Origin of the sequence: Blastococcus xanthinilyticus, assembly GCF_008124835.1 — a bacterium.
GTDB lineage: Bacteria > Actinomycetota > Actinomycetes > Mycobacteriales > Geodermatophilaceae > Blastococcus > Blastococcus xanthinilyticus.
Map to the genome: position 1 here is coordinate 19049 of NZ_VNHW01000007.1, position 24911 is coordinate 43959.

22 protein-coding genes, 1 tRNA gene and 1 pseudogene are annotated in these 24911 nt (G+C 74.7%); 10 read left to right on the plus strand and 14 right to left on the minus strand.

The window, feature by feature from the left end; all coding sequences use genetic code 11:
• Positions 1–14 precede the first annotated feature (14 nt).
• Positions 15–467, minus strand: coding sequence for a GatB/YqeY domain-containing protein (locus tag BD833_RS11910; RefSeq protein ID WP_166533371.1), 453 nt, complete (start codon positions 465–467; stop codon positions 15–17).
• A 53-nt stretch (positions 468–520) separates the two neighbouring features.
• On the opposite strand from BD833_RS11910, the gene BD833_RS11915 reads away from it, so the two are divergent.
• The 5 genes from BD833_RS11915 to BD833_RS11935 all read left to right on the plus strand — a co-directional run bounded on the left by BD833_RS11915 (position 521) and on the right by BD833_RS11935 (position 5930).
• Positions 521–1432, plus strand: coding sequence for a metallophosphoesterase (locus tag BD833_RS11915; RefSeq protein WP_166533372.1), 912 nt, complete (start codon positions 521–523; stop codon positions 1430–1432).
• Positions 1433–1492: 60 nt separating this feature from the next.
• A tRNA-Pro gene (locus BD833_RS11920) sits at positions 1493–1566 on the plus strand.
• A 92-nt stretch (positions 1567–1658) separates the two neighbouring features.
• Entirely contained in the window at positions 1659–3008 is a 1350-nt protein-coding gene (locus tag BD833_RS11925) for a hemolysin family protein (RefSeq protein ID WP_166533373.1), read from the plus strand.
• A complete protein-coding gene (locus BD833_RS11930; protein WP_166533374.1) occupies positions 3005–4114 on the plus strand; it encodes a hemolysin family protein in 1110 nt (369 codons plus the stop codon). Before BD833_RS11925 ends, BD833_RS11930 begins: the two co-directional genes overlap by 4 nt.
• A gap of 4 nt (positions 4115–4118) precedes the next feature.
• A complete protein-coding gene (locus BD833_RS11935) occupies positions 4119–5930 on the plus strand; it encodes a S9 family peptidase (RefSeq protein ID WP_166533375.1) in 1812 nt (603 codons plus the stop codon).
• Here the strand turns inward: BD833_RS11935 and BD833_RS11940 are convergent.
• From BD833_RS11940 to BD833_RS11950, 3 genes are read right to left on the minus strand one after another with little or no spacing between them, the layout of a single operon-like run.
• On the minus strand, positions 5927–6415 hold the full coding sequence (locus BD833_RS11940) for a hypothetical protein (RefSeq protein ID WP_166533376.1): 489 nt from the start codon (positions 6413–6415) through the stop codon (positions 5927–5929). The genes BD833_RS11935 and BD833_RS11940 overlap by 4 nt on opposite strands.
• A 14-nt stretch (positions 6416–6429) precedes the next feature.
• Complete coding sequence (locus BD833_RS11945; RefSeq protein WP_166533377.1) at positions 6430–7479, minus strand: aspartate-semialdehyde dehydrogenase; 1050 nt, start codon at positions 7477–7479, stop codon at positions 6430–6432.
• Positions 7476–8741, minus strand: a complete 1266-nt coding sequence (locus BD833_RS11950) for an aspartate kinase (protein ID WP_166533378.1) — start codon at positions 8739–8741, stop codon at positions 7476–7478. Before BD833_RS11950 ends, BD833_RS11945 begins: the two co-directional genes overlap by 4 nt.
• A 75-nt stretch (positions 8742–8816) precedes the next feature.
• On the opposite strand from BD833_RS11950, the gene BD833_RS11955 reads away from it, so the two are divergent.
• The 3 genes from BD833_RS11955 to leuA all read left to right on the plus strand — a co-directional run bounded on the left by BD833_RS11955 (position 8817) and on the right by leuA (position 13352).
• On the plus strand, positions 8817–10412 hold the full coding sequence (locus BD833_RS11955; protein ID WP_166533379.1) for a phospholipase D family protein: 1596 nt from the start codon (positions 8817–8819) through the stop codon (positions 10410–10412).
• Between the two features lie 384 nt (positions 10413–10796).
• Positions 10797–11447 (plus strand): helix-turn-helix domain-containing protein, encoded by a 651-nt coding sequence (locus BD833_RS11960; RefSeq protein WP_166533380.1) that lies wholly within the window; start codon positions 10797–10799, stop codon positions 11445–11447.
• Positions 11448–11618: 171 nt separating this feature from the next.
• Positions 11619–13352, plus strand: coding sequence for a 2-isopropylmalate synthase (leuA, locus tag BD833_RS11965; RefSeq protein ID WP_166533381.1), 1734 nt, complete (start codon positions 11619–11621; stop codon positions 13350–13352).
• 42 nt (positions 13353–13394) lie between these two features.
• Here leuA and mnhG read toward each other — a convergent pair whose 3' ends face one another.
• From mnhG to BD833_RS12010, 10 genes and pseudogenes are all read right to left on the minus strand, one after another.
• Positions 13395–13808 (minus strand): monovalent cation/H(+) antiporter subunit G, encoded by a 414-nt coding sequence (gene mnhG / locus BD833_RS11970; RefSeq protein ID WP_243737613.1) that lies wholly within the window; start codon positions 13806–13808, stop codon positions 13395–13397.
• On the minus strand, positions 13805–14134 hold the full coding sequence (locus tag BD833_RS11975; protein ID WP_166533382.1) for a monovalent cation/H+ antiporter complex subunit F: 330 nt from the start codon (positions 14132–14134) through the stop codon (positions 13805–13807). Before BD833_RS11975 ends, mnhG begins: the two co-directional genes overlap by 4 nt.
• Complete coding sequence (locus BD833_RS11980; RefSeq protein ID WP_166533383.1) at positions 14131–14721, minus strand: Na+/H+ antiporter subunit E; 591 nt, start codon at positions 14719–14721, stop codon at positions 14131–14133. Before BD833_RS11980 ends, BD833_RS11975 begins: the two co-directional genes overlap by 4 nt.
• Positions 14718–16478 carry a Na+/H+ antiporter subunit D gene (locus BD833_RS11985; RefSeq protein ID WP_166533384.1) on the minus strand — a complete coding sequence of 587 codons (1761 nt, stop codon included), beginning with the start codon at positions 16476–16478 and terminating at the stop codon, positions 14718–14720. The genes BD833_RS11980 and BD833_RS11985 overlap by 4 nt, the downstream gene beginning before the upstream one ends.
• Entirely contained in the window at positions 16478–17008 is a 531-nt protein-coding gene (locus BD833_RS11990) for a Na(+)/H(+) antiporter subunit C (RefSeq protein WP_166533385.1), read from the minus strand. Before BD833_RS11990 ends, BD833_RS11985 begins: the two co-directional genes overlap by 1 nt.
• Complete coding sequence (locus BD833_RS11995; protein ID WP_166533386.1) at positions 17005–19884, minus strand: Na+/H+ antiporter subunit A; 2880 nt, start codon at positions 19882–19884, stop codon at positions 17005–17007. The genes BD833_RS11990 and BD833_RS11995 overlap by 4 nt, the downstream gene beginning before the upstream one ends.
• 258 nt (positions 19885–20142) lie before the next feature.
• Complete coding sequence (locus tag BD833_RS12000; RefSeq protein ID WP_166533387.1) at positions 20143–21963, minus strand: ABC-F family ATP-binding cassette domain-containing protein; 1821 nt, start codon at positions 21961–21963, stop codon at positions 20143–20145.
• A gap of 35 nt (positions 21964–21998) precedes the next feature.
• Positions 21999–22121, minus strand: a complete 123-nt coding sequence (locus BD833_RS23250; RefSeq protein ID WP_279536016.1) for a hypothetical protein — start codon at positions 22119–22121, stop codon at positions 21999–22001.
• Positions 22122–22372: 251 nt separating this feature from the next.
• Positions 22373–22738: pseudogene (locus BD833_RS23470) on the minus strand (class I SAM-dependent methyltransferase); the annotation flags it as partial.
• Positions 22739–22758: 20 nt separating this feature from the next.
• On the minus strand, positions 22759–23775 hold the full coding sequence (locus BD833_RS12010; RefSeq protein ID WP_243737614.1) for a methylenetetrahydrofolate reductase C-terminal domain-containing protein: 1017 nt from the start codon (positions 23773–23775) through the stop codon (positions 22759–22761).
• A gap of 119 nt (positions 23776–23894) precedes the next feature.
• On the opposite strand from BD833_RS12010, the gene BD833_RS23000 reads away from it, so the two are divergent.
• Together BD833_RS23000 and BD833_RS23005 are read left to right on the plus strand one after the other, a co-directional pair.
• A complete protein-coding gene (locus BD833_RS23000; RefSeq protein WP_243737615.1) occupies positions 23895–24374 on the plus strand; it encodes a pirin family protein in 480 nt (159 codons plus the stop codon).
• Between the two features lie 24 nt (positions 24375–24398).
• Positions 24399–24905: a pirin family protein gene (locus BD833_RS23005; protein ID WP_243737616.1), complete on the plus strand. Its 507-nt coding sequence runs from the start codon at positions 24399–24401 to the stop codon at positions 24903–24905.
• Positions 24906–24911: the final 6 nt, after the last annotated feature.

Here is a 24911-nt window from a genome sequence, read left to right on the forward strand (position 1 = left end):
GGCCCGGTGCGCCGTCAGCCCAGCTGGCGGCGCACCTCGGCGGCGACCCGGGCCCCGTCGGCCCGGCCGGCGACGACCCCGTTCGCGGCGCCCATGACCTTGCCCATGTCCTTCATGCCGGACGCGCCGGTGCGGGTCACCACGTCGGCCACGATCGCGGCGAGGTCGGCGTCGTCGAGCTGCGCCGGCAGGTAGCCGGCCAGCACCTCGCCCTCGGCCTGCTCGCGGGCGGACTGCTCCGCGCGCCCGGCCGAGCCGAACGCCTCGGCCGCCTCGCGGCGCTTCTTCGCCTCGCGGCGCAGCACCGCCTGCACCTCGTCGTCGGTGAGCTCGCGGGCCTCCTTGCCCGACACCTCCTCCGCGCTGACGGCGGCGAGCACCATGCGCAGCGTGGCGGTGCGCAGCTCGTCACGGGCCTTCATGGCGGTGGTCAGGTCGGCGCGCAGCTGTTCCTTGAGGTCTGACACGGGCCCAAGCCTTGCACGGCGGTCCGCGCGGGTGCGCCCGTAGGCTCGCCGGCGTGCGCTGGTACACCGCCGTCCCCACCGCCGCCGTCGCCTCGGGCGCGGCGGTCACCGCCTACGCGAGCCTCTACGAGCGGACCCGCTGGACGCTGCGCCGCTTCGACGTCCCGGTGCTGGCGCCGGGGTCGGCGCCGCTGACCATCCTGCAGCTGTCGGACCTGCACATGACCGCGGGCCAGCGCAGCAAGCAGGAGTGGATCGCCGGGCTGGCCGAACTCGAGCCGGACCTGGTGATCGACACCGGGGACAACCTGGCCGGGTTCGACGCCGTCGGCCCCACCCTGCGGGCCCTGGACCCGCTGCTCGACCGGCCGGGCGCCTTCGTGCTGGCCAGCAACGACTACTACGCGCCCCGGCCGAAGAACCCGCTCAAGTACTTCAAGCGGGACCACAAGCGGGTGCACGGCGACGAGCTGCCCTGGCGCGACCTGCGCGACGGCATGCGCGAGCGCGGCTGGCTGGACCTGACCAACGCCCGCGGCGAGCTTCCCGTCGCCGGCCGGCGGATCTCCTTCGCCGGGGTGGACGACTCCCACCTGAGGCTGGACCGCTACGACCTCGTCGAGGGCCCGGCCGACCCGGCCGCCGACGTGCGGATCGGGCTGGCCCACTCCCCCGAGCCGCGGGTCCTCGACCGGTTCGCCGCCGACGGCTACGACCTGCTGCTGTGCGGGCACACCCACGGCGGTCAGCTGCGGGTGCCGTTCTACGGGGCGCTGGTCACCAACTGCGGGATCGACCGCGACCTGGTGCGCTGGCTGCACCGCTGGGCCGCCCCCACCGAGGAGCACCCGGCCGGCACCTGGCTGCACGTGTCGGCGGGCCTGGGCACCAGCCCGTACGCGCCGGTGCGGTTCGCCTGCCCGCCCGAGGCCACGCTGCTCACCCTCACCGCGCGCCCGGCGTAGCCGCCGGCTCCCCCGCCGCCGGGCCGCCGCGGGGTGAGCGCTAGACTTCTCGACGCACCTCGGGGTGTGGCGCAGCTTGGTAGCGCGCGTCGTTCGGGACGACGAGGCCGCAGGTTCAAATCCTGTCACCCCGACCCTCCGCTCAGGGGCCGCCGGAAGGCGGCCCCTGAGTCGTTCCGGACACGTTCCGGTTGGATCCCGCCCCCGCCGGGCACCGGGAGCCGCGATGACCGAATGGCTGCTCCTCCTGGCCGCCGTCCTGCTGACGGCGCTCACCGGCTTCTTCGTGGCAGCCGAGTTCTCCCTGACCACCGTCGACCGCGGGCGCGCCGAGGAGGCCGCGGCGGCCGGCGACTCCCGCGGCCGGGGCGTGGTCCGGGCGCTGCGCACGCTCTCCACCCAGCTCTCGGCCGCCCAGCTGGGGATCACGATCACCACGCTGCTGGTGGGCTACCTGGCCGAGCCCGCGATCGGCCAGCTGCTCCGCGGCCCGCTGGAGTCGGTGGGGCTGACCGGCGCCTCTACGACCGCGGTGTCGGTCGGGCTGGCCATCGCCCTGGCCACCACCCTGCAGATGCTGCTGGGCGAGCTGGGGCCCAAGAACCTGGCCATCGCCAACCCGCTGGCGGTCGCCGGCTTCGTGGCGCCGGGCATGCGCGGGTTCACCCGGGCCACCGGGCCGCTGGTGAACACCTTGCAGCGCCTGGCCAACGCGATCGTGCGGCGGCTGGGCTTCGAGCCCCGGGAGGAGCTGGAGACCGCCCGGAACGCCGGCGAGCTCGCCGCCGTCGCCCGCCGGTCGGCCGCCGAGGGCGACCTCTCCCCCGTCGCGGCCCGGCTGCTGGAGCGGTCGCTGGCGCTGGGCGGCAAGTTCGCCACCGACGTCATGACGCCCCGCACCCAGCTGTGGACCCTGCGGGCCAGCGCCACCGCCGCCGACGTGATCGCCGCCGCCGTCGAGTCGGGGAACTCCCGCTTCCCGGTGTACGGCTCGGACCTGGACGAGGTCACCGGGGTGGTGCACGTCAAGCACGCGGTCGCCGTCCCGGAGGCCGAGCGCGGCCGCCGGACCGTCGCCGAGCTGGCCCTCCCGGTGCTCGCGGTCCCCTCCTCCATGCACCTGGAGCGGCTGCTGGACCTGCTGCGCGACCAGGGCCTGCAGCTGGCCCTGGTGGTCGACGAGTGGGGCGCCACGCACGGCGTGGTCACCCTGGAGGACATCGTGGAGGAACTGGTCGGCGAGATCGCCGACGAGACCGACCGCCCGCTGCGCGCGCTGCGGCAGGTCGACGCCGACACCTGGGTGCTCTCCGGGCTGCTGCGCCCCGACGAGGTCCTGGAGCGGGCCGGCATCGCCGTCCCCGAGGGCCGCTACGAGACGCTGGCCGGCTTCCTCACCGACCGGCTGCAGCGGCTTCCCGAGGAGGGCGACGTGGTGACCGTCGACGGCACCGAGCTCTGCGTGGAGACCGTGGAGGGCCGGCGGGTCGCGCGGGTGATCGCCCGGCGGCTGCCCGAGCCGGCGGACGACGACGCGGCACCGGCCGGCCAGGCCCGTGAGCGGGTGCCGGCATGACGGTCGTGAGCCTGCTGATCCTGGTGGCGCTGCTGCTGGGCAACGCCTTCTTCGTGGCGGCGGAGTTCGCCCTGGTGTCCGCCCGGGCCGATCAGCTCGAGCCGCGGGCGGAGGCCGGGTCGGCGCGCGCGGTCAGGACCCTGGCCGCCATGCGCAACGTGTCGCAGATGATGGCCGGCGCGCAGCTGGGCATCACGCTGTGCTCGCTGGGGCTGGGCGCGGTCGGCGAGCCGGCGGTCGCGCACCTGATCGAGGTGCCGCTGCACGCGGCCGGCGTCCCCGACGAGCTGCTGCACCCCATCTCCCTGGTCATCGCGCTGTCGCTGGTGACCGTGCTGCACATGGTGCTCGGGGAGATGGTGCCGAAGAACATCACGATCGCCGGCCCCGACCGGGCGGCCCTGGTCCTCGGGCCCCCGCTGGCCCTGGTGGTGCGGGTGCTCAAGCCGTTCATCTGGTTCTTCAACACCCTCGCCAACGCCTTCGTGCGGCTGTTCGGCGTGCAGCCCACCGACGAGGTGGCGGCCAGCTTCGACGCGGTGCAGATCCGCTCGATGGTCAACCAGTCGCAGCAGGAGGGGCACCTGGGCAGCGAGGTGAGCGGGCTCGCCGAGGGGGCGCTCACCTTCGAGCAGCACGACCTGGACGCCGTGCTCCTCCCGCTCGACCAGCTGGTGACGGTGCCGCGCAGCACGACCCCGCGGCAGCTGGAGGGCGTCGTCGCCGAGCACGGCTACAGCCGCTACCCGGTCCGCGACGACGACGGGCAGCTGGCCGGCTTCGTGCACGTGAAGGACGTCCTCGACGTGCCCGCCGAGCGGCGCGACCAGCCGATGCCCGACCGGGACGTGCTGCCCTTCGTCGAGCTCCGGTCCGACCAGCAGCTGCCGGAGGTGCTCTCCACGATGCGGAAGGCCGGCGCGCACCTCGGCCGGGTCGTCGACGACACCGGCACCCGCGGCATCGTGGCGCTCGAGGACGTGCTGGAGCGGCTGATCGGCGACGTCCGCGACGCCGCCGTGGAGCACCGCCGGGCGCAGCAGCGGCGACCGGACGGGTCCGCCCGGGCCGCCGCACCGGCCGGGGCGGGCGCCGGGGGAAGATGAGCAGGTGAACGTCGACCCCGCCACCGCCCCCGCCCTCTCCCCCGAGGTCACCGCCCGGTGGCAGGCCCGGTTCCGCGCGCCGCGGGTCTCGCTGCCGGACTGGGCCGAGGAGGCCCCGCACCGCAACCTCTACTCCTCCGACGTCAGCGGCGTCGTCGAGCAGTACGCCTGGGACCGGGAGACCGACGCCCACCGGCAGGTCACCGACCGGCCCAACGGGACCCTGTTCAGCACGCTCAGCCCGGACGGGTCGACGATCTGGTGGTTCGCCGACACCGACGGGGACGAGTTCGGCGTCTGGATGACGCAGCCCTTCGAGGGCGGCGAGGACGCCGTCGCCGTCGCCGAGGTGGGCCCGGCCTACCCGGCGGGCCTGGAGGTGGGGCGCTCGCTGGTCGCGATCGGCCGCAGCACCGACGACGGCAGCGAGCTGTGGCTCGCACCGCGCGGCCAGGAGCCCCGGGTCGTCTACCGGCACCCCGACCCCGCCTCGGTGGACGCGCTGACCCGCGACGACGAGCTGCTGGTGATCTCGCACTCCGAGCACGGCGACCCGCGCTACCCCGCGCTGCGGGTGCTCCGCACCGCGGACACCACCGAGGACGCGCCCGCGGTGGTCGCCGAGAAGTGGGACGGCGACGGGCGGGCGCTGCACGCGCTGGAGTTCGGCCCGCTGGCCGGTGACCGGCGGCTGCTGGTGGGCCACGAGCGCCGCGGCCGGGAGGAGCTGCTGATCTGGGACGTCGCGGCCGGCACCGAGACCGAGATCGTGCTCGACCTGCCCGGCGACGTGACCGCCGGCTGGTACCCCGACGGCTCCGCCCTGCTGGTCGGCCACGACCACGCCGCGCGCACCGAGCTGTACCGCTACGACCTCGCCTCCGGCGCCCTGGAGCGGCTGGAGACCCCGCCCGGCGTGGTCCGCGGCGCGACGGCCCGCCCCGACGGCACCGTCGAGCTGGCCTGGTCGAACTCCGAGCTGCCCCCGGTGGTCCGCCGCGCCGACGGCCCGGTGGTGCTGTCGGTGCCCGGCGCGGAGCCACCGGCGGCCTACCCGGTGGAGGACCGCTGGGTCCCGGGCCCCGGTGGCGACGTGCACGCGCTGCTCGTGCGCCCGGCCGGTCCCGGCCCGTTCGCGACGGCGTTCCTGGTCCACGGCGGCCCGGAGGCCGCCGACGACGACTCCTACCGGGCCCGGCGCGCCGCGTACGTCGACGCCGGCTACGCGGTCGTGCACGTGAACTACCGCGGCTCCACCGGGTACGGCTCGGCCTGGCGCGACGCGCTCACCGGGCGGCCGGGGCTCACCGAGCTCGAGGACATCGGCGCGGTCTACGACGCGCTCGTGGCCGAGGGCGTCGTCGACCCGGCCCGCGCGATCCTGACCGGCGGCTCGTGGGGCGGGTTCCTCACCCTGCTGGGCCTGGGCACCCAGCCGGAGCGGTGGGCGGCGGGGATCGCCGAGGTACCGGTGGCCGACTACCTGGCCGCGTACGAGGACGAGATGGAGGGCCTGCGGGCCTACGACCGGGCGCTGTTCGGCGGGTCACCGGAGGAGGTGCGCGACGTCTACGTGCGCTCCTCGCCGATCACCTACGTCGACGCCGTCGCCGCGCCGGTGCTGGTGGTGGCCGGGGCCAACGACCCGCGCTGCCCCATCCGGCAGATCGACAACTACCTGGGCCGCCTCGAGGAGCTCGGCAAGCCGCACGAGGTGTACCGGTTCGACGCCGGGCACGGCTCGCTGGTCATCGAGGAGACCATCCGCCAGGTCGAGGCCGCGCTCGGCTTCGCGCTGCGGCACGTGACGCCCTAGCGCTCCCGCCGGCCGGCCACGCGGGGACGGCGGGGCAGCAGCAGCGCCCGGCGGGCGCTCTCCCCCCGCCGGTGCGCCGCCCGGCGGATCGCTCCCCGGCCGCCGTAGGGATCGTCGGGCGAGAACGCCGACCACACGAGGCGGGCGTCCGGTGGTTCGGGCGCCTCGTCGTCGGCGCCCATCCGCTCGTGCAGCGCGGCGAGCACCCGGCCGGCGAGGGCGTCGTCGTCCAGCAGGACGGCGAGGTCCCGGGGGTCGCGCCCCTCCGCGGCCAGGGCCTCGGCCACCCAGCCGAACATCCCGGGGCCGAAGGCGCGCACGACCGCGTCGCCGAGCACCGCGTGCGCCGCGTCGACTCGGACGCCGGCCTCCAGCGCGAGCTCGAGCTCGACCCAGGCCAGCAGCGTGTACCGGTCGGGCCCCGGCCGGTCCTGCTCCGGGGTCAGCTGCGCCGGCAGCTGCGGGTCCGGCTCGTCGGAGGTCACCGGAGCAGCATGCCTCAGCGGCCGGCGGCGATGAGCTCCGCGATCTGGACGGTGTTCAGGGCCGCGCCCTTGCGCAGGTTGTCGTTGCTGATGAACAGCACCAGCCCGCGGCCGTCGTCGACGCTCTGGTCCTGCCGGATGCGGCCGACGTAGCTGGGGTCGCGGCCGGCCGCCTGCAGGGGCGTGGGGACGTCGGAGAGCTCCACGCCCGGTGCCGCCGCCAGCAGCTCGGTGGCCCGCTCGACCGAGATCGGCCGGGCGAACTCGGCGTTGATCGACAGCGAGTGACCGCTGAAGACCGGCACGCGCACGCAGGTGCCGGCCACGCGCAGCTCCGGGATGCCGAGGATCTTGCGGCTCTCGTTGCGGAGCTTCTGCTCCTCGTCGGTCTCGAACGAGCCGTCGTCGACGATCGAGCCGGCCATAGGCAGCACGTTGTAGGCGATCGGCGCGACGTACTTCACCGGCTCGGGGAAGGTGACCGCGGAGCCGTCGTGGGCCAGCTCGGCGGCCTTGTCGACGACGGCCTTGACCTGGCCGTCGAGCTCCTCGACGCCGGCCACACCGCTGCCGGAGACGGCCTGGTAGGTGCTGACCACCAGCCGCTCCAGGCCCGCCTCGTCGTGCAGCGGGCGCAGCACCGGCATCGCGGCCATCGTCGTGCAGTTGGGGTTGGCGATGATGCCCTTGCGCATCTCGGCCAGCGCGTGCGGGTTGACCTCGCTGACGATCAGTGGGACGTCGGGGTCGCGCCGGAACGCCGAGCTGTTGTCGATGACGGTCACCCCGGCCGCGGCGAACCGCGGGGCCTGCTCCCGCGAGGTGGTGGCGCCGGCGGAGAAGATCGCGATGTCCAGGCCGGTCGGGTCCGCGGTGGCGGCGTCCTCGACCGTGATCGCGCCGCCGGCCCACGGCAGCGTGCTGCCGGCCGAGCGGGCGGAGGCGAAGAACCGCAGCTCGCTGACCGGGAAGTCCCGCTCGGCGAGGATGTCGCGGACGACGCGGCCCACCTGGCCGGTCGCCCCCACGATGCCGACCCGCAGGCCCGCGCTGCTCGTGCTCATCGTCCGGTCCCTCCGTAGACGACCGCCTCGACGTCGGAGCCGAGGTCGAACGCGTCGTGCACCGCGCGGACGGCGATGTCGACGTCGGTGTCGCGGCAGACCACGGAGATGCGGATCTCCGAGGTGCTGATCAGCTCCAGGTTGACACCGGCGTCGGCGAGCGCGCCGAAGAACTTGGCCGACACACCGGGGTGCGAGCGCATGCCGGCGCCGACCAGGGACACCTTGCCGATGTGCTGGTCGAAGCTGACGTCGGTGTAGCCGACGGTGTGCTTCACCTTCTCCAGCGCGGCCAGCGCCGTCGGGCCGTCGCTCTTGGGCAGCGTGAAGGAGATGTCGGCGAGCTTGCTGGCCTCGGCCGACACGTTCTGCACGATCATGTCGATGTTGACCTCGGCGTCGGCGAGGACCCGGAACAGCTGGGCCGCCTCACCGGGCCGGTCCGGCACGCCGAAGACGGTGATCTTGCCCTCGGAGCGGTCGTGCGCGACGCCCGTGATGATCGCCTGTTCCACCGGGAGGTCCTCCATCGAGCCGGCCACGATCGTGCCGGGGAGCTGTGAGTAGGAGCTGCGGACGTGCACGGGGATGCCGTAGCGGCGGGCGTACTCGACGCAGCGGAGCATGAGCACCTTGGCCCCGGACGCGGCGAGCTCGAGCATCTCCTCGTAGGTGATGGTCTCGAGCCGCTTGGCGTTGGGGACGATGCGCGGGTCCGCGGTGAAGACGCCGTCCACGTCGGTGTAGATCTCGCAGACGTCGGCCTGCAGCGCGGCGGCCACCGCGACGGCGGTGGTGTCCGAGCCGCCGCGGCCCAGCGTGGTGATGTCCTTGGTGTCCTGGCTGACGCCCTGGAAGCCGGCGACGATCACGACCGAGCCCTCGTCGAGCGCGGACTTGAGCCGGCCCGGGGTGACGTCGATGATCCGCGCCCGGCCGTGGCTGGAGGTGGTGATCACCCCGGCCTGCGAGCCGGTGAACGACCGGGCCTCGTAGCCGTGCTCGGAGATCGCGATGGCCAGCAGCGCCATGGAGATCCGCTCGCCCGCGGTGAGCAGCATGTCGAGCTCACGACCGGGCGGGTCGTCGGTGATCTGGCTGGCCAGGTCGAGCAGCTCGTCGGTGGTGTCACCCATCGCCGAGACCACGACGACGACGTCGTCGCCGTTGCGCTTGGCGGCGACGATCCGCTCGGCGACACGCTTCATGTGCTCGGCGGAGGCGACGGAGGAACCGCCGTACTTCTGGACGACGAGGGCCACGGGACATGAGGTTACCGACGTCCATCGGGTGAGCGCCGGTTGCGTCCGCGCCTTCCCGCACGTTGAGATCATCCGGTGGACGACCCGTCGGAGTGGCTGCTGACCTCGGAGGAGCGCGGCAACCCCGGCACCTCTCTCCCCGCGTGGACCCGGGGCAACCTGGTCCGGCCCCTGGTGCACGGCGCCGCGTACTTCGACCGGCTGGTCGAGGTGGTCGAGCAGCTGGGCGACGGGGACCGGCTGTGGTTCACCGACTGGCGGGGTGATCCCGACGAGCGGCTGCGCCCGGACGGCCCGACCGTGGACGAGCTCTTCAGCGCCGCGGCGCACCGCGGTGTGGACGTGCGCGGCCTGGTGTGGCGCTCGCACACCGACGCCCTGTCCTACAGCAAGGAGGAGAACCGGGCGCTGGACCGGGAGATCGAGGAGGACGGCGGCCGCGTCGTCCTCGACCAGCGCGTGCGGCGGGTGGGCAGCCACCACCAGAAGATCGTGCTGATCCGCTGCCCCGCCGACCCCTCCGCCGACGTCGCGTTCGCCGGCGGGATCGACCTCTGCCACAGCCGCCGCGACGACGCCGCGCACGAGGGCGACCCGCAGCCGGTCGACATGGCCTCGGGCTACGGGCCGACGCCGCCCTGGCACGACGTCCAGGCCGAGATCCGCGGGCCCGCGGTCGCCGTCCTGGACACGGCGTTCCGCGAGCGGTGGGACGACCCGACCAGCCCGGTCCAGGGCAATCCGATCGCCTACGTCGTCGACCGGTTCCGCCGTGCCCGCCTGGACCCGTCCCCGCTGCCGCCGGAGCTGCCGCCGCCGCCCGAGTGCGGGCCGCACCTGGTCCAGACGCTCCGCACCTACCCCAAGATCCGGCCGCGCTACGACTTCGCACCCGAGGGCGAGCGGTCGATCGCCCGGGGGTACAGCAAGGCGGTCGAGAAGGCGCGGCGGCTGGTCTACCTGGAGGACCAGTACCTCTGGTCCTCGGAGGTCGCCCAGCTGTTCGCCGACGCGCTGACCGACAACCCCGAGCTGCACCTGGTCGTGGTCGTCCCCCGCATCCCCGACCAGGAGGGCGCGTTCAACGCCACCCCGCAGTACGTGGGCCGCCGGCAGGCCATCGACCTGTGCATCCGGGCGGGTGGCAAGGACCGGGTGCACGTCTTCGACGTGGAGAACCAGGCCGGGACGCCGGTCTACGTCCACTCCAAGGTGTGCGTGGTCGACGACGTCTGGGCCAGCATCGGCAGCGACAACTTCAACCGGCGCTCCTGGACCCACGACAGCGAGCTCTCCACCGCGGTGCTGGACACCACCCGCGACCCCCGAGCCCCCCAGGACCCGGCCGGCACGGGCGACGGCGCCCGCACGTTCGCCCGGGACCTGCGGCTCGAGCTCGCCCGCGAGCACCTCGATCTCGCCGACGACGGCAGCGACGACGACCTGCTGCTCGACCCGGCCCGGTTCGTCTCGACGCTCGAGTCGCGCGCTGCGGCGCTGGCCGCGTGGCACGAGGACGGGCGCCGCGGACCCCGGCCGCCCGGTCGGCTGCGCCCGCACGACCCCGAGCGGCTGTCCCGGCTGACGAAGCTGTGGGCCACCCCGGTCTACCGGCTGCTGGTCGACCCCGACGGCCGGCCGCTGCGCCTCCGGCTGCGCAAGGAGTTCTGACCCGCTCGGTGCCGGTGCCGGTGCCGGTGCCGGTGCCGGACCACCGGCCGCCGCCCACCGCCACCGGCCGCTGTCCACCACCCAGCACCCGCGCACTACCCGCCGCCGCGCACTACTCGCCGCCGCGAACCACCCGGTCGCCGCGAACCACCCGGTCGCCGGGCACCACCCGGCCGCACGACGGCGACCAGGCCCACCCCCTCCCGGCACAGGTTGTTCCCAGCTCAGTCGGTCTCTGCCCACCCCCGTAGGCAGGGACCGACTGAGCGCGGACCACGTCCACCCGACGCTCGGTCTCTGCCCTCGCCTGTGGGCAGAGACCGACTTTCCACAGAACCACCTGACGCCTGCCCCGGCAGGCCCATCGGCCTGCACGGTCATCGGGTGACGGACGACCGATTCGACCTGCCGGGGATGGTTCGGCGGATCCGCCGGATGGCCGACCTCTCGCAGCGCGAGCTCGCGGCACGCCTGGACGCCGCCAAGTCGACGGTGGCCGCCGCCGAGACGGGTACGCGCGATCTGCCGGCGACGCTGCTGGCCCGGGCCGCCGGGGTGGCCGGTCTCCGCCTGGCTCTCCTGGACGCCGACGGACACGAGGTCCGCGGCATGGACCCCGATGCGGTGCGGGACCGGGGCGGGCGGTGCTTCCCCGCGCACCTGGACACGATCCTCAGCGAGGAGCGCGGCTCGCGGTGGGAGCACCGGCCGAACCTCCCGCAGCCGACCTACACCTTCGACCGTCGGCTCCCCTACGACGACCCGGCCGCCCGCACCGAGGGACGGCCGGACGACCACCTGCTCCCCAGGCCCGGCGACTCGCCGCGGGAGCGGGCCGCGGAACGGCGGGCCGAGCGGCTGCGCCGGTGGCGCCAGGCGCACGAGGAGCACGCGCGGCGGCGGCTGGCCGGCGAGCTGCCCCGGCTCGCGGAACCGTGGGTCTGCACCTGCCCGCCCGCCTGCGACGAGCTCGACGACCGGAGCGGCCGGCCCGTCCACGCCGACGGCTGCCCGTGTGCCTGCGACATCGGCTGACCCGCTGCTACCGTGGGCCCGTGCGCGGCAGCCTCCTGCTTACCCGCCGCGGCGAGGCCCTCTCCTAGGTCGGCTTCCTCGCCGCGGGGTTCTGGCGTTCCCGGCGCCCGCTGACCGCCCCGGAGCCCTGCGCACTCCGCGCACGGCAGCCCGCACCAGGAGCCCTCCCCCATGAGCGAGACCCACCCGCACGCCCGGCATCCCCAGCAGCCCTCGGGGATGCCGGTCCACCGCTACGCGCCGTTCACGCCGGTCCCCCTGCCCGACCGCACCTGGCCCGAGAAGGTCACCACCACCGCCCCCCGCTGGTGCGCGGTCGACCTGCGCGACGGCAACCAGGCGCTGATCGACCCGATGACCCCCGACCGCAAGCGCCGCATGTTCGAGCTGCTGGTCCGGATGGGCTACAAGGAGATCGAGGTCGGCTTCCCCGCGGCCAGCCAGACCGACTACGACTTCGTCCGCCAGCTGATCGACGAGGACCTGGTACCCGACGACGTCACCATCCAGGTGCTCACCCAGGCGCGCGACGAGCTGATCGAGCGCACCTTCGAGTCGCTGCAGGGCGCCAAGCAGGCGATCGTGCACCTCTACAACTCCACGAGCACCCTGCAGCGCCGGGTCGTGTTCGGCTCCGACCGGGCCGGCATCGTCGACATCGCGGTGCACGGCGCGCAGGTGGTGCGCAAGCTGGCCGAGCAGATGGGCGACACCGACATCCGCTTCGAGTACTCCCCCGAGTCGTTCACCGGCACCGAGCTCGAGTTCGCCGTCGAGATCTGCAACGCCGTCACCGACGTGTGGGAGCCCACCCCCGAGCGCCCCACCATCCTGAACCTGCCGGCGACCGTCGAGATGGCCGAGCCCACCGTCTACGCCGACCAGATCGAGTGGATGCACCGCAACCTGGCCCGCCGCGACTCCGTCGTGCTCAGCCTGCACCCGCACAACGACCGCGGCACCGCCGTCGCCGCCGCCGAGCTCGGCTACCGCGCCGGCGCCGACCGCATCGAGGGCTGCCTGTTCGGCAACGGCGAGCGCACCGGCAACGTCGACCTGGTGACCCTGGGCCTGAACCTGTTCAGCCAGGGAATCGACCCGCAGATCGACTTCTCCGACATCGACGAGATCCGCCGCACCGTCGAGTACTGCAACCAGTTGGGCGTGCACGAGCGGCACCCCTACGGCGGCGACCTGGTCTACACCGCCTTCTCCGGCTCCCACCAGGACGCCATCAACAAGGGCTTCACGGCGCTCGCCGCCGACGCCGCGGCCGCCGGCATCCCCGTCGAGCAGCAGACCTGGGCGGTGCCGTACCTGCCGATCGACCCCAAGGACGTCGGCCGGAGCTACGAGGCCGTGATCCGGGTGAACAGCCAGTCCGGCAAGGGCGGCGTCGCCTACATCATGAAGACCGAGAACCACCTCGACCTGCCCCGGCGGCTGCAGATCGAGTTCAGCGCGGTCATCCAGCGGCACACCGACGACGAGGGCGGCGAGGTCACCGCCCAGCAGATGTGGACCGCGTTCACCAACGAGTACCTGCCGGACCCGGCCGCGCCGTGGGGCCGCCTCTCCCTGACCGGCCACCGGCACACCGCCCAGGGCGACTCCCTCGACGAGATGGTGGTCGAGCTCGTCGACTCCGGCGTCCCGGTGACGGTCGAGGGCCGCGGCAACGGCCCGATCGCGGCCTTCGTCGACGCGCTGAAGAGCCTCGACGTCGACGTCCGCGTCCTGGACTACGCCGAGCACGCCATGTCCGCCGGCGGCGACGCCCGGGCGGCGGCCTACGTGGAGTGCGCCGTGGGCGACCGCGTCCTCTGGGGTGTGGGCATCGACCCGAACATCGTCAGCGCCTCGCTGCGGGCGGTCGTCTCCGCGGTCAACCGCGCGCAGCGGTAGCCGGCCGGGCCCCGTCCTCCTCCGGACGGGGCCCGGCCGCGGTCAGCCGCTGTCGCCCTGGTCCCGGGGTGCGTCCGCCGGCTGGTCGCCGGGCGGGTCGTCCTGCAGGTCGGCCAGCCCGGCGAACCCGGCCTCGTGCACCACCAGCAGGTCCTCGCGGACGTGCCGGCGGCGGTAGGCGATCCGGCTGATCATGTGCGCGCTCACCGGGACGGTGAGCATCTGCAGCAGGCCGCCGAGCAGGAGCATCCACACCACCGGCGTCCCGGCGAGCCGGATCGCGCCGCCCACCATGATCAGCAGCACACCGGCGACCTGCGGCTTGGTCCCGGCGTGCAGCCGGGAGATCACGTCCGGGAAGCGGACGAGCCCCACCCCGGCCGCCAGCGCCATCACCGAGCCCAGCAGCAGGAAGCCGATGGCCACCACGTCGAGGATCTCCCGCACCACGGTCACCGCCCCTCGACGGTCTGCTCGGCGGCCGGGGGCAGGCCGGCCGCACGGCCGTCGTCGGTGCCGGACTTGATCAGCATGCCGCCCACGTACCGCGCCACGGAGACCGCGCCCAGGAAGCCGAGCAGGGCGACGACCAGCAGCACCGGGACGACGGCGGGGTCGCGCGCGAGGCCCGCGTACACCGCGATCCCACCGGCGATGATCGCCAGGAGCGTCTCGGTGGCGACGACGCGGTCGAGCAGCGAGGGCCCCCGCCAGACCCGCACCATCGACAGCGCCGCGCCGCCGGACAGCAGGGTGTAGGCCACCACCCAGACCACGGTCATCGGTTCCTCCCCGCGTCGTCGGCGGCCGCCTCCGCGGGCGGGCCGTCCGGGCCGTCCAGCGCGGCGATCTCCCGGCTGCTGCCGAACGCCCGCACCACCCGCTCCTCGACGACCAGGACGTCGGCCCGCTGGCGCTCCACGTCCGCCTCGTCGGTCACCGGCAGCACGTGCACCAGCATCGTCCGGTGCATCCGGTCGATGTCGAGCACCATCGAACCCGGCACGAGGCTGAGGGTCTCGGCGATCAGGGTGAGCAGCAGGTCGGAGTCGGTCCGCAGCTCCACCACGATCACCGCCGAGCGCACCGGCGGCCCCGGCCGCGCCGCGGCCCACGCCACCTGCACGCTCGAGACGGCCAGGTCGCGCAGGAAGAACCCGAGGAACGACAGCACCGCCAGCGGGCGGAACCGCGCGTGCTCGGTCACCCCGGGCAGGGGGAAGGCCACGGTGACCACCACCGCGGCCACCAGCCCCGACAGCACGTTGGCCCACGAGAAGGAGCCCCACAGCAGCACCCAGATCAGCACCAGCCAGGCGATGACCGGCAGTTGGCGGGTGCCGCGGCCGACGAGGGCGTCCGGGCTCACGGGACGTCCTCCGCGGAGCTCGCCGGGCCGCCGTCGCCGTAGACGGCCTCCACGTACGGCGTCCGGTTCAGCAGGTCGACGGCGGCCCGGTCGGTCAGCGCGTAGAGCGGCCCGGCCAGGAACGTGAGTGCCACGCTCACCGCGACCAGCCCGGCCGTGGCGCCCACCAGCCCGCGGGGCATCCGCTCGCGCTGGTCGAGGCTGTCGGGATCCGCGGGCAGCTCCGCGTCCTCGCCGCCGGTGGCGAGCGCGACCTGGCGCGCCCACGCCGCGTCCCGGTCGCCGCGTCGCGTGGTGCCCAGCCCGGACCTCGACGACCCGCGCGGGCCGTCCCCTCCGCCGGTCGCCGTGCCATCGGTTCCCGTGCCGTCGGCCGCGTCGCCGACGTCCGGACCGCTGTCGGCGGCGGCGTCGGCCGGGGTCTCCAGGTGCTCGGCCTGCTGCGGCGGCCGCCAGAACGCCCGCGACCACACCCGGCTGACCGCCACGAGGGTGATCAGGCTGGTGACCACCCCGGCGGCGACGAGCGCCAGGGGCAGCGCCCCACCGGCCGCGACCCCGGCCTGCAGCAGCCCGAGCTTGCCGAGGAATCCCGACAGCGGCGGGATGCCGGCCAGGTTCAGCGCCGGCACCAGGTACAGGACGGCGAGCACCGGGGACGCCGTCGCCAGCCCACCGAGGCGGGCCACGGTGGTGCTGCCGCCCTGGCGCTCGACCAGCCCGGCGACCAGGAAGAGCGCCGCCTGGATGACGATGTGGTGGACGACGTAGAACACCGCCCCGGCCAGCCCCGCCGGGGTGGAGAGCGCGATCCCGAAGATCATGTAGCCGATGTGGCTGACCAGCGTGAACGACAGCATCCGGCGCAGGTCGGTCTGCGCGATGGCGCCCAGGATCCCGACGAGCATCGTGGCCAGCGCCGCCCACATCAGCACCGTGTCCAGCGCCCCGCCCGGGAACAGCAGCGTCTGGGTGCGGATGATCGCGTACACGCCGACCTTGGTGAGCAGCCCGGCGAAGACGGCGGTCACCGGCGCCGGCGCGGTCGGGTAGCTGTCGGGCAGCCACGCCGAGAGCGGGAAGATCGCCGCCTTGATGCCGAAGGCGACCAGCAGCATCCCGTGCAGCAGCAGCCGGGTGCCGTCGGGCAGGTCGCCGAGCCGCAGGGCCAGCTGGGCCATGTTCACCGTGCCGGTCGCCGCGTAGATCAGGCCGATGGCGGCGAGGAACAGCAGCGAGCTCATCAGGCTGACCACGATGTAGGTGATGCCGCCGCGGATCCGCGGCGCCGACCCGCCCAGCGTCAGCAGCACGTAGCTGGCGGTCAGCAGCACCTCGAAGCCGACGTAGAGGTTGAACAGGTCGCCGGCGAGGAAGGCGAAGCCGACCCCGGCCATGAGGACGAGGAAGGTCGGGTGGAAGACCGACACCGGCGAGCTGCGGGGCCCGTCGGCGACGCCCTGGCCGACGGCGAACAGCAGCACCCCGAGGCCCACCGTGGAGGCGACCGCGATCATCAGCGCCGACAGCCGGTCGACCACCAGCATGATCGCCTGCGGCACCGGCCAGTCGCCCACCGGCACCGCCACCGCACCGCTGGCGTCGGCGAGCACGAGCAGCGCGACCGCCACCCCCAGGACGCCGCCGATCGCCGCGATGCTGATCAGCCGCTGGGCCCGCGGGAACCGGCTGAGCAGCAGCGACAGCGCCGCCCCGAGCAGCGGCACGAGCACCGGCAGCGGTGCGAGGACGCGCATCACGTCGTCCGCCCACGGGTCGGCGGCAGCCCGACGTCGTCGGAGGCGGTGTCGGGGTAGCGCTGGGCCAGCCGTTCCTCGACGTCGGTGGGCCGGCCCACGACGGCCGCGCGGTCACCCGGCGCCAGGTCCACCGGGTCGATGTCATCGGGGTCCATGGCGTCGGCGTGCCGGGGCGTCCGGGCGGCGACCCGGCGGTCCTCCTCGTCGGTGTGCACGACCTCCTGCCGGACCAGCCGCCAGGAGCGGTGGATGACCGCGAGCAGGAAGGCCGAGACGCCGAAGGTGATCACGATGGCCGTGAGGATGAGCGCCTGCGGCAGCGGGTCGCTCATCTCCCCCGAGCCCGCATGCCCGACGAGCGGCGCCTCGCCGGCCGGGCCGCTGGCCGACAGCACCAGGACGTTGGTGGCGTTGCCCAGCAGCAGGAAGCCGAGCAGGACGCGGGTCAGGCTCCGGTCGAGCAGCAGGTAGACGCCGGCCGCGTACAGGCCGGCGATCACCACGGGCAGCACGATGGTGGGGGTCATCGGGCGATCACCTCCGCTTCGGCGGGATCCTCGTCCTCGCCCTCCTCCTCCTGGCGGTCGAGCTCGGCCCCCAGGCTGCGCAGCACGTCGAGCACCAGGCCGACCACCACCAGGTAGACCCCGATGTCGAAGAACAGGGCGGTGACCAGGGTGACGTGGCCGAGCACCGGCACGGTGGCCTCGAAGTACGCCGTCTCCAGCACCTCGGCGCCCAGCGCCAGCCCCACCACGCCGGTGCCGCCGGCCAGCAGCAGCCCGAGGCCGAGCAGCACGCCGGGGTCGACCGGCGCGGCCGCGCCGAGCTCGTACCGGCCGCCGGCGAGGTAGCGCAGCACGAGGGCCAGCCCGGCCACCAACCCGCCGGCGAACCCGCCGCCGGGGGCGTTGTGGCCGGCGAACAGCAGGAAGACCGACAGCACGAGGATGGCGTGGAAGAGCAGCCGGGTGACCACCTCGAGCACCAGCGACCGCCGCCGCGGGGCCAGCGTCGAGGACGCGGCCAGCCAGTCCCGCCGCGGCGCGCGGCGGCCCCGCGGCGCCCGCTGCCGCTCCTCGGGTTCGGCCTGCGCGACCGCACCGGCCCGGCCGCGCAGGAACACGAGGCTGGCGACGCCGGTCGCCGCCACGAGCACCACGGACAGCTCCCCGAAGGTGTCCCACGCCCGGATGTCGACCAGGGTCACGTTGACGATGTTCTTGCCGTGGGCCTCCTCGGCGAGCTCCGAATACTCGGCCGACACCGGGCGCGCCTCCCGGGCGGCGAGGGCCACGGCGCTGGCCAGGCCCATGAACACCCCCACCCCGGCGGCCACGGCGCCCCGGCTCCAGCGCACCCGGGGACCGGCGTGCCCGCCGATCTCGAGGGGGAGCTTGCGGAGCACCAGCACGAAGGCGACCAGCGTCACCGTCTCGATGAGCACCTGCGTCAGCGCCAGGTCGGGTGCACCGTGCAGGACGAACAGGACGGCGAGGCCGTACCCGGTCAGCCCCACGACGACGGCGGCGGCGAGCCGCTGGTGGATGCGCACGGCGAGCACCGCGGCCACCAGGACCAGCGCGCCGGTGACCGCCTGCAGGGGGTTGTCCCAGAGCCGCCACTCGGCCGGCCACGACCCGCGGGCCAGGAGCAGGCCGCCGGGCAGCGCGAGGACGGTGACCAGGATGACCCCGAGGTACACCGGCAGCGAGCCGCGCTGGGTGGTGCCGGTGACCACGACCGCGGTCCGGTCGAGGCCCTGCAGCACGTTCCAGTAGCCGGTGTCGGCCGACGCGGGCACGGCGACCCGCCGCTGCAGCCGCTGCACCGGGGCCCGCGCCAGGAACAGCGCCACACCGGCGGCCAGGGTGAGCGCGGAGAGCCCGAGCGCGGGGGTCAGGCCGTGCCACAGCGCCAGGTGCTCCGGCTCGGGCAGGAGCTGGGGCAGCGTCTCGGCGTACGCCGCCACGAGCGGATCGAGGGAGGAGGCGGCGAGCCCACCGGCCAGACCGACCAGCGCCAGGACGACCGGCGCGGTCAGGAAGAGCGGGCCGGGCTCGTGCTCCAGGTCGGCCGGCGCGGTGTCCGGCAGCCCCGGCTTCCGGGCGAAGGCCCCCCAGAGGAAGCGGGCGGTGTACGCGACGGTGAACACCGAGCCCACCACGATGCCGACCAGCACCACGGTCGCCGCCGTCCGGTCGGGCAGGGCGCCGTCCCACAGGGCGGTGAACGCCGCCTCCTTGCCGACGAAGCCGATGAAGGGCGGCAGCCCGGCCATGGACGCCGAGGCGAGCACCGCGGCGGCGGTGACCACCGGCAGCCGCCGACCCATCCCGGAGAGCTCCCGCATGTCGCGGGTGCCGGTGGCGTGGTCGATGACCCCCACGCTCAGGAACAGCGTCGACTTGAACAGCCCGTGCGCCAGCACCATGGCGAGCCCCGCCGCGCCCACCGCCGCGCTCCCGGCTCCCACCAGGGTCAGCACGAAGCCCAGCTGGCTGACCGTGCCGAAGGCGAGCAGCAGCTTCAGGTCGTGCTGACGCAGCGCGCGGTAGCCGCCGACCAGCATGGTGGTGACGCCGACCCCGAGGACGACGGCCCGCCAGCCGGGCACGTCGGCGAGCCCGGGGGCCAGCCGCGCCACCAGGTAGATGCCGGCCTTCACCATGGCCGCGGCGTGCAGGTACGCGCTGACCGGCGTCGGCGCCTGCATGGCCGCCGGCAGCCAGAAGTGGAACGGCACCATCGCCGACTTGGTGAGGGCGCCGAGCAGCACCAGCACCGTGCCGGTCACCACCATGGCGCCGGACCCCGGATCGGCGACGATCTCCGAGAGCAGCGTGCTGCCCGACGCCTGCGCGAGCATGATCAGCCCGACCAGCATCGCCAGCCCGCCGGCGGTGGTGAGGATCAGCGCCTGCCCGGCCGCCCGCCGCCCGGCGACCTTCGCCCCCGAGCCGCCGATCAGCAGGTAGGAGAAGACGGTGGTGAGCTCCCAGAACACGTAGAGCAGGAAGACGTCGTCGGCGAGGACCAGCCCGAGCATCGCCCCGGCGAAGGCAGTGAGCTGGCCGGCCAGCCGGCCGGTGTCCTCGTCGCCCGGCTCGACGTACCGCGAGCAGTAGACCAGCACGAGCGCGCCCACGCCGGTGACCAGCGCGGCGAAGACCAGCGCCAGCGCGTCGAGCCGGAGCACCACCTCCAGCTCGAGCGCGGTGACCCACGGGAACCGCTCGCGCACCTCGCCGCCGTCCAGCGCGGTCGGCAGCCGGGACAGCGCCCATCCCAGGCCCGCGGCCGGCACCAGGGCCAGCGCCAGGAACGCCTGCCGCCCCCACCAGCGGACGAGCAGCGGCGCCACCAGGCCGGCGCCGAAGTGGAAGAGAAGCAGGACGGTCACGGAACTCCTGGCACGGTGGTCGAGAGCGGGCACGGCGAAGCGTGGGCCCGCCGCCCCGCGGACGCGCCTTCCCCGCCAGTACCGCCGCCGGCGCTCCGGGAAACCGGCGGATCAGCGACCGGGCCGCACCAGCAACCGCGCCGAGACGGTCGTCGCCTGACCGGCACTTGCTCCCCCGACGCTTGTGCTCTGAGTGCTACCCGCACTCAGAGCACAAGCGTCGGCAGAGGGAGGTGGGGAGGGAGTCCGGGGCCCGCGTCAGCCCTCGGCGGTCTCGGAGGCGACCAGCCAGGCCTCCTCGACCTGTTCCTTCTCCGCCTGCAACTCCTTGAGCTGGGCGTCCAGCTCGGCCGCCTTCGCGTAGTCGGTGGCGGCCGCGGCCAGCTGCTCGTGCAGCCTCTTCTCGTCGGCGTCCAGCTTGAGCATCCGCCGCTCCAGCTTGCTCGCCTCCTTCTTCGCCGCCCGGGCGTCGGCCGCCGACACCGCGGGCGCCGACGTCGAGGGCGCGCCCACCGGACGGGTCCCGCCGTCGCCCGCCGCCGTGGTCAGCGGCGCGCCACCGGCCGCCCTGCGGCGCAGGTACTCGTCCACGCCGCCGGGCAGCTCGGCCAGCGTCCCGTCGCCGAGGAGCGCGACCACCTTGTCGCAGACCCGGTCGACGAAGTACCGGTCGTGGCTGACCACGAGCACCGTGCCGGGGAAGCTGTCGAGCAGGTCCTCCAGCGCGGTGAGGGTGTCGATGTCGAGGTCGTTGGTCGGCTCGTCGAGCACCAGCACGTTCGGCTCGGCCATGAGCAGCCGCAGCAGCTGCAGCCGCCGGCGCTCACCGCCGGAGAGGTCGCCGACCGGCGTCCACTGCCGGTTGGCGGCGAAGCCGAACCGCTCGGCCAGCGAGGACGCCGAGATCTCCTGGTTGCCGATGCGGGCGATGCGGGCGACGTCCTGCACCGCTTCCAGCACCCGGGCCTTCGGCGGGAGCTCGGTGACGTGCTGGGACAGGTACGCCGGCGCGACGGTCTGACCGACCACGACGGTCCCCGCGTCCGGCTTCGTCTCCCCGACCAGCAGCTTGAGCAGCGAGGTCTTCCCGGCGCCGTTGACCCCGACGATCCCGATCCGGTCACCCGGGCCGACGTTCCAGGTCAGGTCCCGGAACAGGGTCCGGGGGCCGTCCTCGGTGGGGACGGCGTAGTCGACGTCCTCGACGTCGTAGACCGTCTTGCCCAACCGCCGGGCGGCGAAGCCCTTGAGCGCCATCGAGTCCCGCGCCGGCGGCTCGTCGGCGATCAGCGCCTGGGCCGCCTCGATGCGGAACTTCGGCTTGCTGGTGCGGGCCGGCGGGCCACGCCGCAGCCAGGCCAGCTCCTTGCGCACCAGGTTCAGCCGGCGCTCCTCGGTGACCGCGGAGATCCGCGCGCGCTCGGCCCGGGCCAGGGTGTAGGCCGAGTAGCCGCCGTCGTAGGCGTGCACGCTGCCGTCGGCGACCTCCCACGTGGTGGTGCAGACCTCGTCGAGGAACCACCGGTCGTGGGTGACGACGACCATGCCGCCGGTGCGCTGCTTGACGTACTCGGCGAGCCAGGCCACGCCCTCGACGTCGAGGTGGTTGGTGGGCTCGTCGAGGACCAGGAGGTCCAGCGGGCGGATCAGCTGGGCGGCCAGCGCGACCCGGCGCCGCTCGCCGCCGGACATCGGGGCGACCGGGGCGTCGAGGCCGAGCCGGTCCAGCTCGAGGCCGGTGAGCACCGAGCGGACGGCGGGGTCGCCGGCCCACTCGTGCTCGGCGGCGAACATCGACGGAGGCAGCACCACGTCGCGCACGGTGGTCCCCGGCGGGAGGGTGCCGGACTGGTCGAGCACGCCCATGGCGAGGTCGCCGCGGCGGGTGACCCGGCCGGAGTCGGGTTCGTCGGCCCCGGTGAGCAGGGAGAGCAGGGTGCTCTTGCCGCCGCCGTTGCGGCCGACGACGCCGATCCGCTCGCCGGCGGCGATCCCGAGCGAGACGTCGTCGAGGATCACGGTCGTGCCGTGCGCCTTGTGCACCCGCTCGAGGTTGACCAGGTTGAGGGGGGCGCTCATCGGGTCCAGTATCCGCGCCGGACGCCTGCGTGCGGTCAGCGGGCCTCGGCGACCCCGAGCCACGGCCGCAGACCACCGCCGGAGAGCAGCCGGCCCACCCGGCTGGACTGCTCCTGCGCCTCGGCGAACCGCGGGTCGTCCCCGTGCCGGCGGGCCACCTCGGCCTCGACGGCGTCCGCGCGCGCCGACCACTCCGCCGGGCTGTCCCCCAGGTCGGCCTCGGCCGACTCCCGCAGGCGAACCCGGCGCCGGCCAGAAGGCCCAGCAGCTCGCGCTCGGCGGGGAACTCGTTGCCCTCGGGCAGCGGCGGCGGGAGCGGCGCGTCGGCGACGAAGACGAGCAGGCCGAGCCGGGCGCCGCCGGTCAGCACCCGGCGCAGCTCGGCTAGCGCCGCGGCCTTGTCCGAGGTGGTGCACAGCACGCCCAGGCACCATGCGGCGTCGAACGACCCGTCGGGGAAGGGCAGGCGCTGGCCCAGCGCCACCACCGACGGCAGGCCGAACAGCCGGGCCGATGCGTGCACGGCGGCGGCCATGGGCTCGGCGCACACCGGCCGCAGCCCGCGCTCGGCGGCCAGCCAGCCGGCGGGGCCGCCGACGCCCGCCCCGGAGTCGAGCACCCGGACGCCGGGGCGGAGCTCCATCCGGTCGGCCAGCCAGCGCAGCGCGCCCTCGCTGCCGCTCCCCCGGCACCCGGCCGGGATCGCGTGCTCCGGGCCCAGCGCCCGCACCGCCTCCTCGGTCCACCCGGCGACCGTGTCGAACTCGGCCTCCATCGCCTCGCTCTCGAGCTCGCTCACGCCGTTCCCCTCAGCTCGTGCGCGACCGCGGCCTTGACCCGCGCGCCGTCGTCCTCACCCGCCGCCGAGCCCATGCCCGACAGGTTCACCCCCACCACGCCCGGCACCGCCAGCAGCGCCCGCGCCTCCGCGACCGCCGCCGCGATCCCGGCCGCCCGCGGGTCGGGGGCGGCCAGCACCCGCTCGACGACCACGTCGTCCAGGTGCAGGCCGGGAAAGCGCTGGAGCACCCGCGCCGAGCGCTCGTCGGTGTAGACGGCCACCCCGGCCACGAACGGGAGCGTCGCGCCGGCCGCCCGCGAGGCGGCGACGAAGGCGGCCACCCGCGCCGGGCTGCGCCCGTGGTTGAGCACGCACAGCTGCGCGCCGGCCCGCTGCTTGCCCGCGACCCGGGCGGGACGCAGCTCCGTCGGCGGCGCCTCCGGCGACTCGGGGACGGCCACGGTCAGCCCGGTGTCCGCGGCGAGCGCGGCCAGCCGGGTGCCGTCGAGGTCGAAGACCTGGCTGGCGCCGGCCCGCACGCCGGGGCCGCGCGCGTCACCGGTCACGCACAGCACGCCGTCCACCCCGACCGCCGCCAGCCCGGCGAGCTCCTGCTCCAGCACGACCCGGTTGCGGTCGCGGCAGGCGAGCGTGGTCCACGGGGTCCCGCCGGCGGCGCGCACCTCGGCGGCGAGCAGCGCGGGCGGGAAGTCGGGGCGGCCGGCGTGCTCCCCGGCCAGCAGCCCGTCGGCGACCGGCGCCAGCTCGGCGACCACCCGGCGCACCGAGCCGCGGTCGAAGGGGACGACGCTGAGATCGGCGAGCACGACCGGGCCCTGCGCCGCGGCGGCGAGCAGGACGCTGGTCGTCGCCGGTGGCTCCGGGCGCGCGTCGCCGGGCCACTCCGGGAGCGGGCCGTCCAGGAAGACGCAGCGGTGCTCGGCCACCTCGCAGCGCTCGTCGTCCCGCACCCCGCCGCACGGGCCGAACACCATGCGCTTCGGGCAGCCCGGCCGCACGGTTCCCTCCACCCGCAGGGCCTGACCCGCCGACCGCCCCCCGAAACCCGGCCCGCCCGCGCGCGGGAAGACACGGGGCCGGCTGAGCGCTACAGTCGGCGTTAGTTGAGACCTCAACCAAGGAGGCCGGCATGCCTGCCGTGACCGTCGAGGACACCACCACCCTGCCGCGGGTCCCGCTGCCCGCCCCCCGCACGGTGCGCCGCCGCACCCGCTCGGTGACGACGGCGCCCGCCGGGTTCGAGGGCGAGGGATTCCCCGTGCGCCGCGCCTTCGCCGGCGTGGACCTGCGCGACCTGGACCCGTTCATCCACATGGACCAGATGGGCGAGGTCGAGTACGCGCCCGGCGAGCCCAAGGGCACCAGCTGGCACCCGCACCGCGGGTTCGAGACCGTCACCTACATCATCGACGGAACCTTCGAGCACGCCGACTCCCACGGGGGCGGCGGCACGATCAGCAACGGTGACACCCAGTGGATGACCGCCGGCGGCGGCGTCCTGCACATCGAGCGGCCGCCGGAGCACCTCGTGGTCAGCGGCGGCCTGTTCCACGGGCTCCAGCTGTGGGTGAACCTGCCGCGTGCCCAGAAGTGGGTCGAGCCCCGCTAACAGGACCTGCGCGCCGACTCCTCGGTGCTGCTGGCGAGCCCCGACGCCGGAGCATTCCTCCGGGTCATCGCCGGCGACGTCGCGGGGCACACCGGGCCCGGCTCCACCTACACACCGATGGCCATGGTGCACGCGACCGTCGCCCCCGGCGCCACCCTCGACCTGCCGTGGCGGCCGGACTTCAACGCACTGGTCTACGTGCTCTCCGGCGCCGGCTCGGTCGGCATCGACGGCGCCCCCGTGCGCACCGGTCAGCTCGCGGTGCTCGGCCCGGGCGACACGGTGACCGTGCGGGGCGCGGAACGGCAGGAGTCGCGCACCCCCGCGCTGGACGTCGTCATCCTCGGCGGCGCCCCGATCCGGGAGCCGATCGCCATGTACGGGCCGTTCGTCATGAACACCCGCCAGGAGGTCATGGACGCGTTCACCGACTTCTCCGCCGGCCGGCTGGGCTCGATCCCGGCCCAGCGGGTGGAGGGACCGGCTCCGCACGCCGACGTCCGGGGCGAGACTGGGCAGACGCCGGCCTGACGCCCG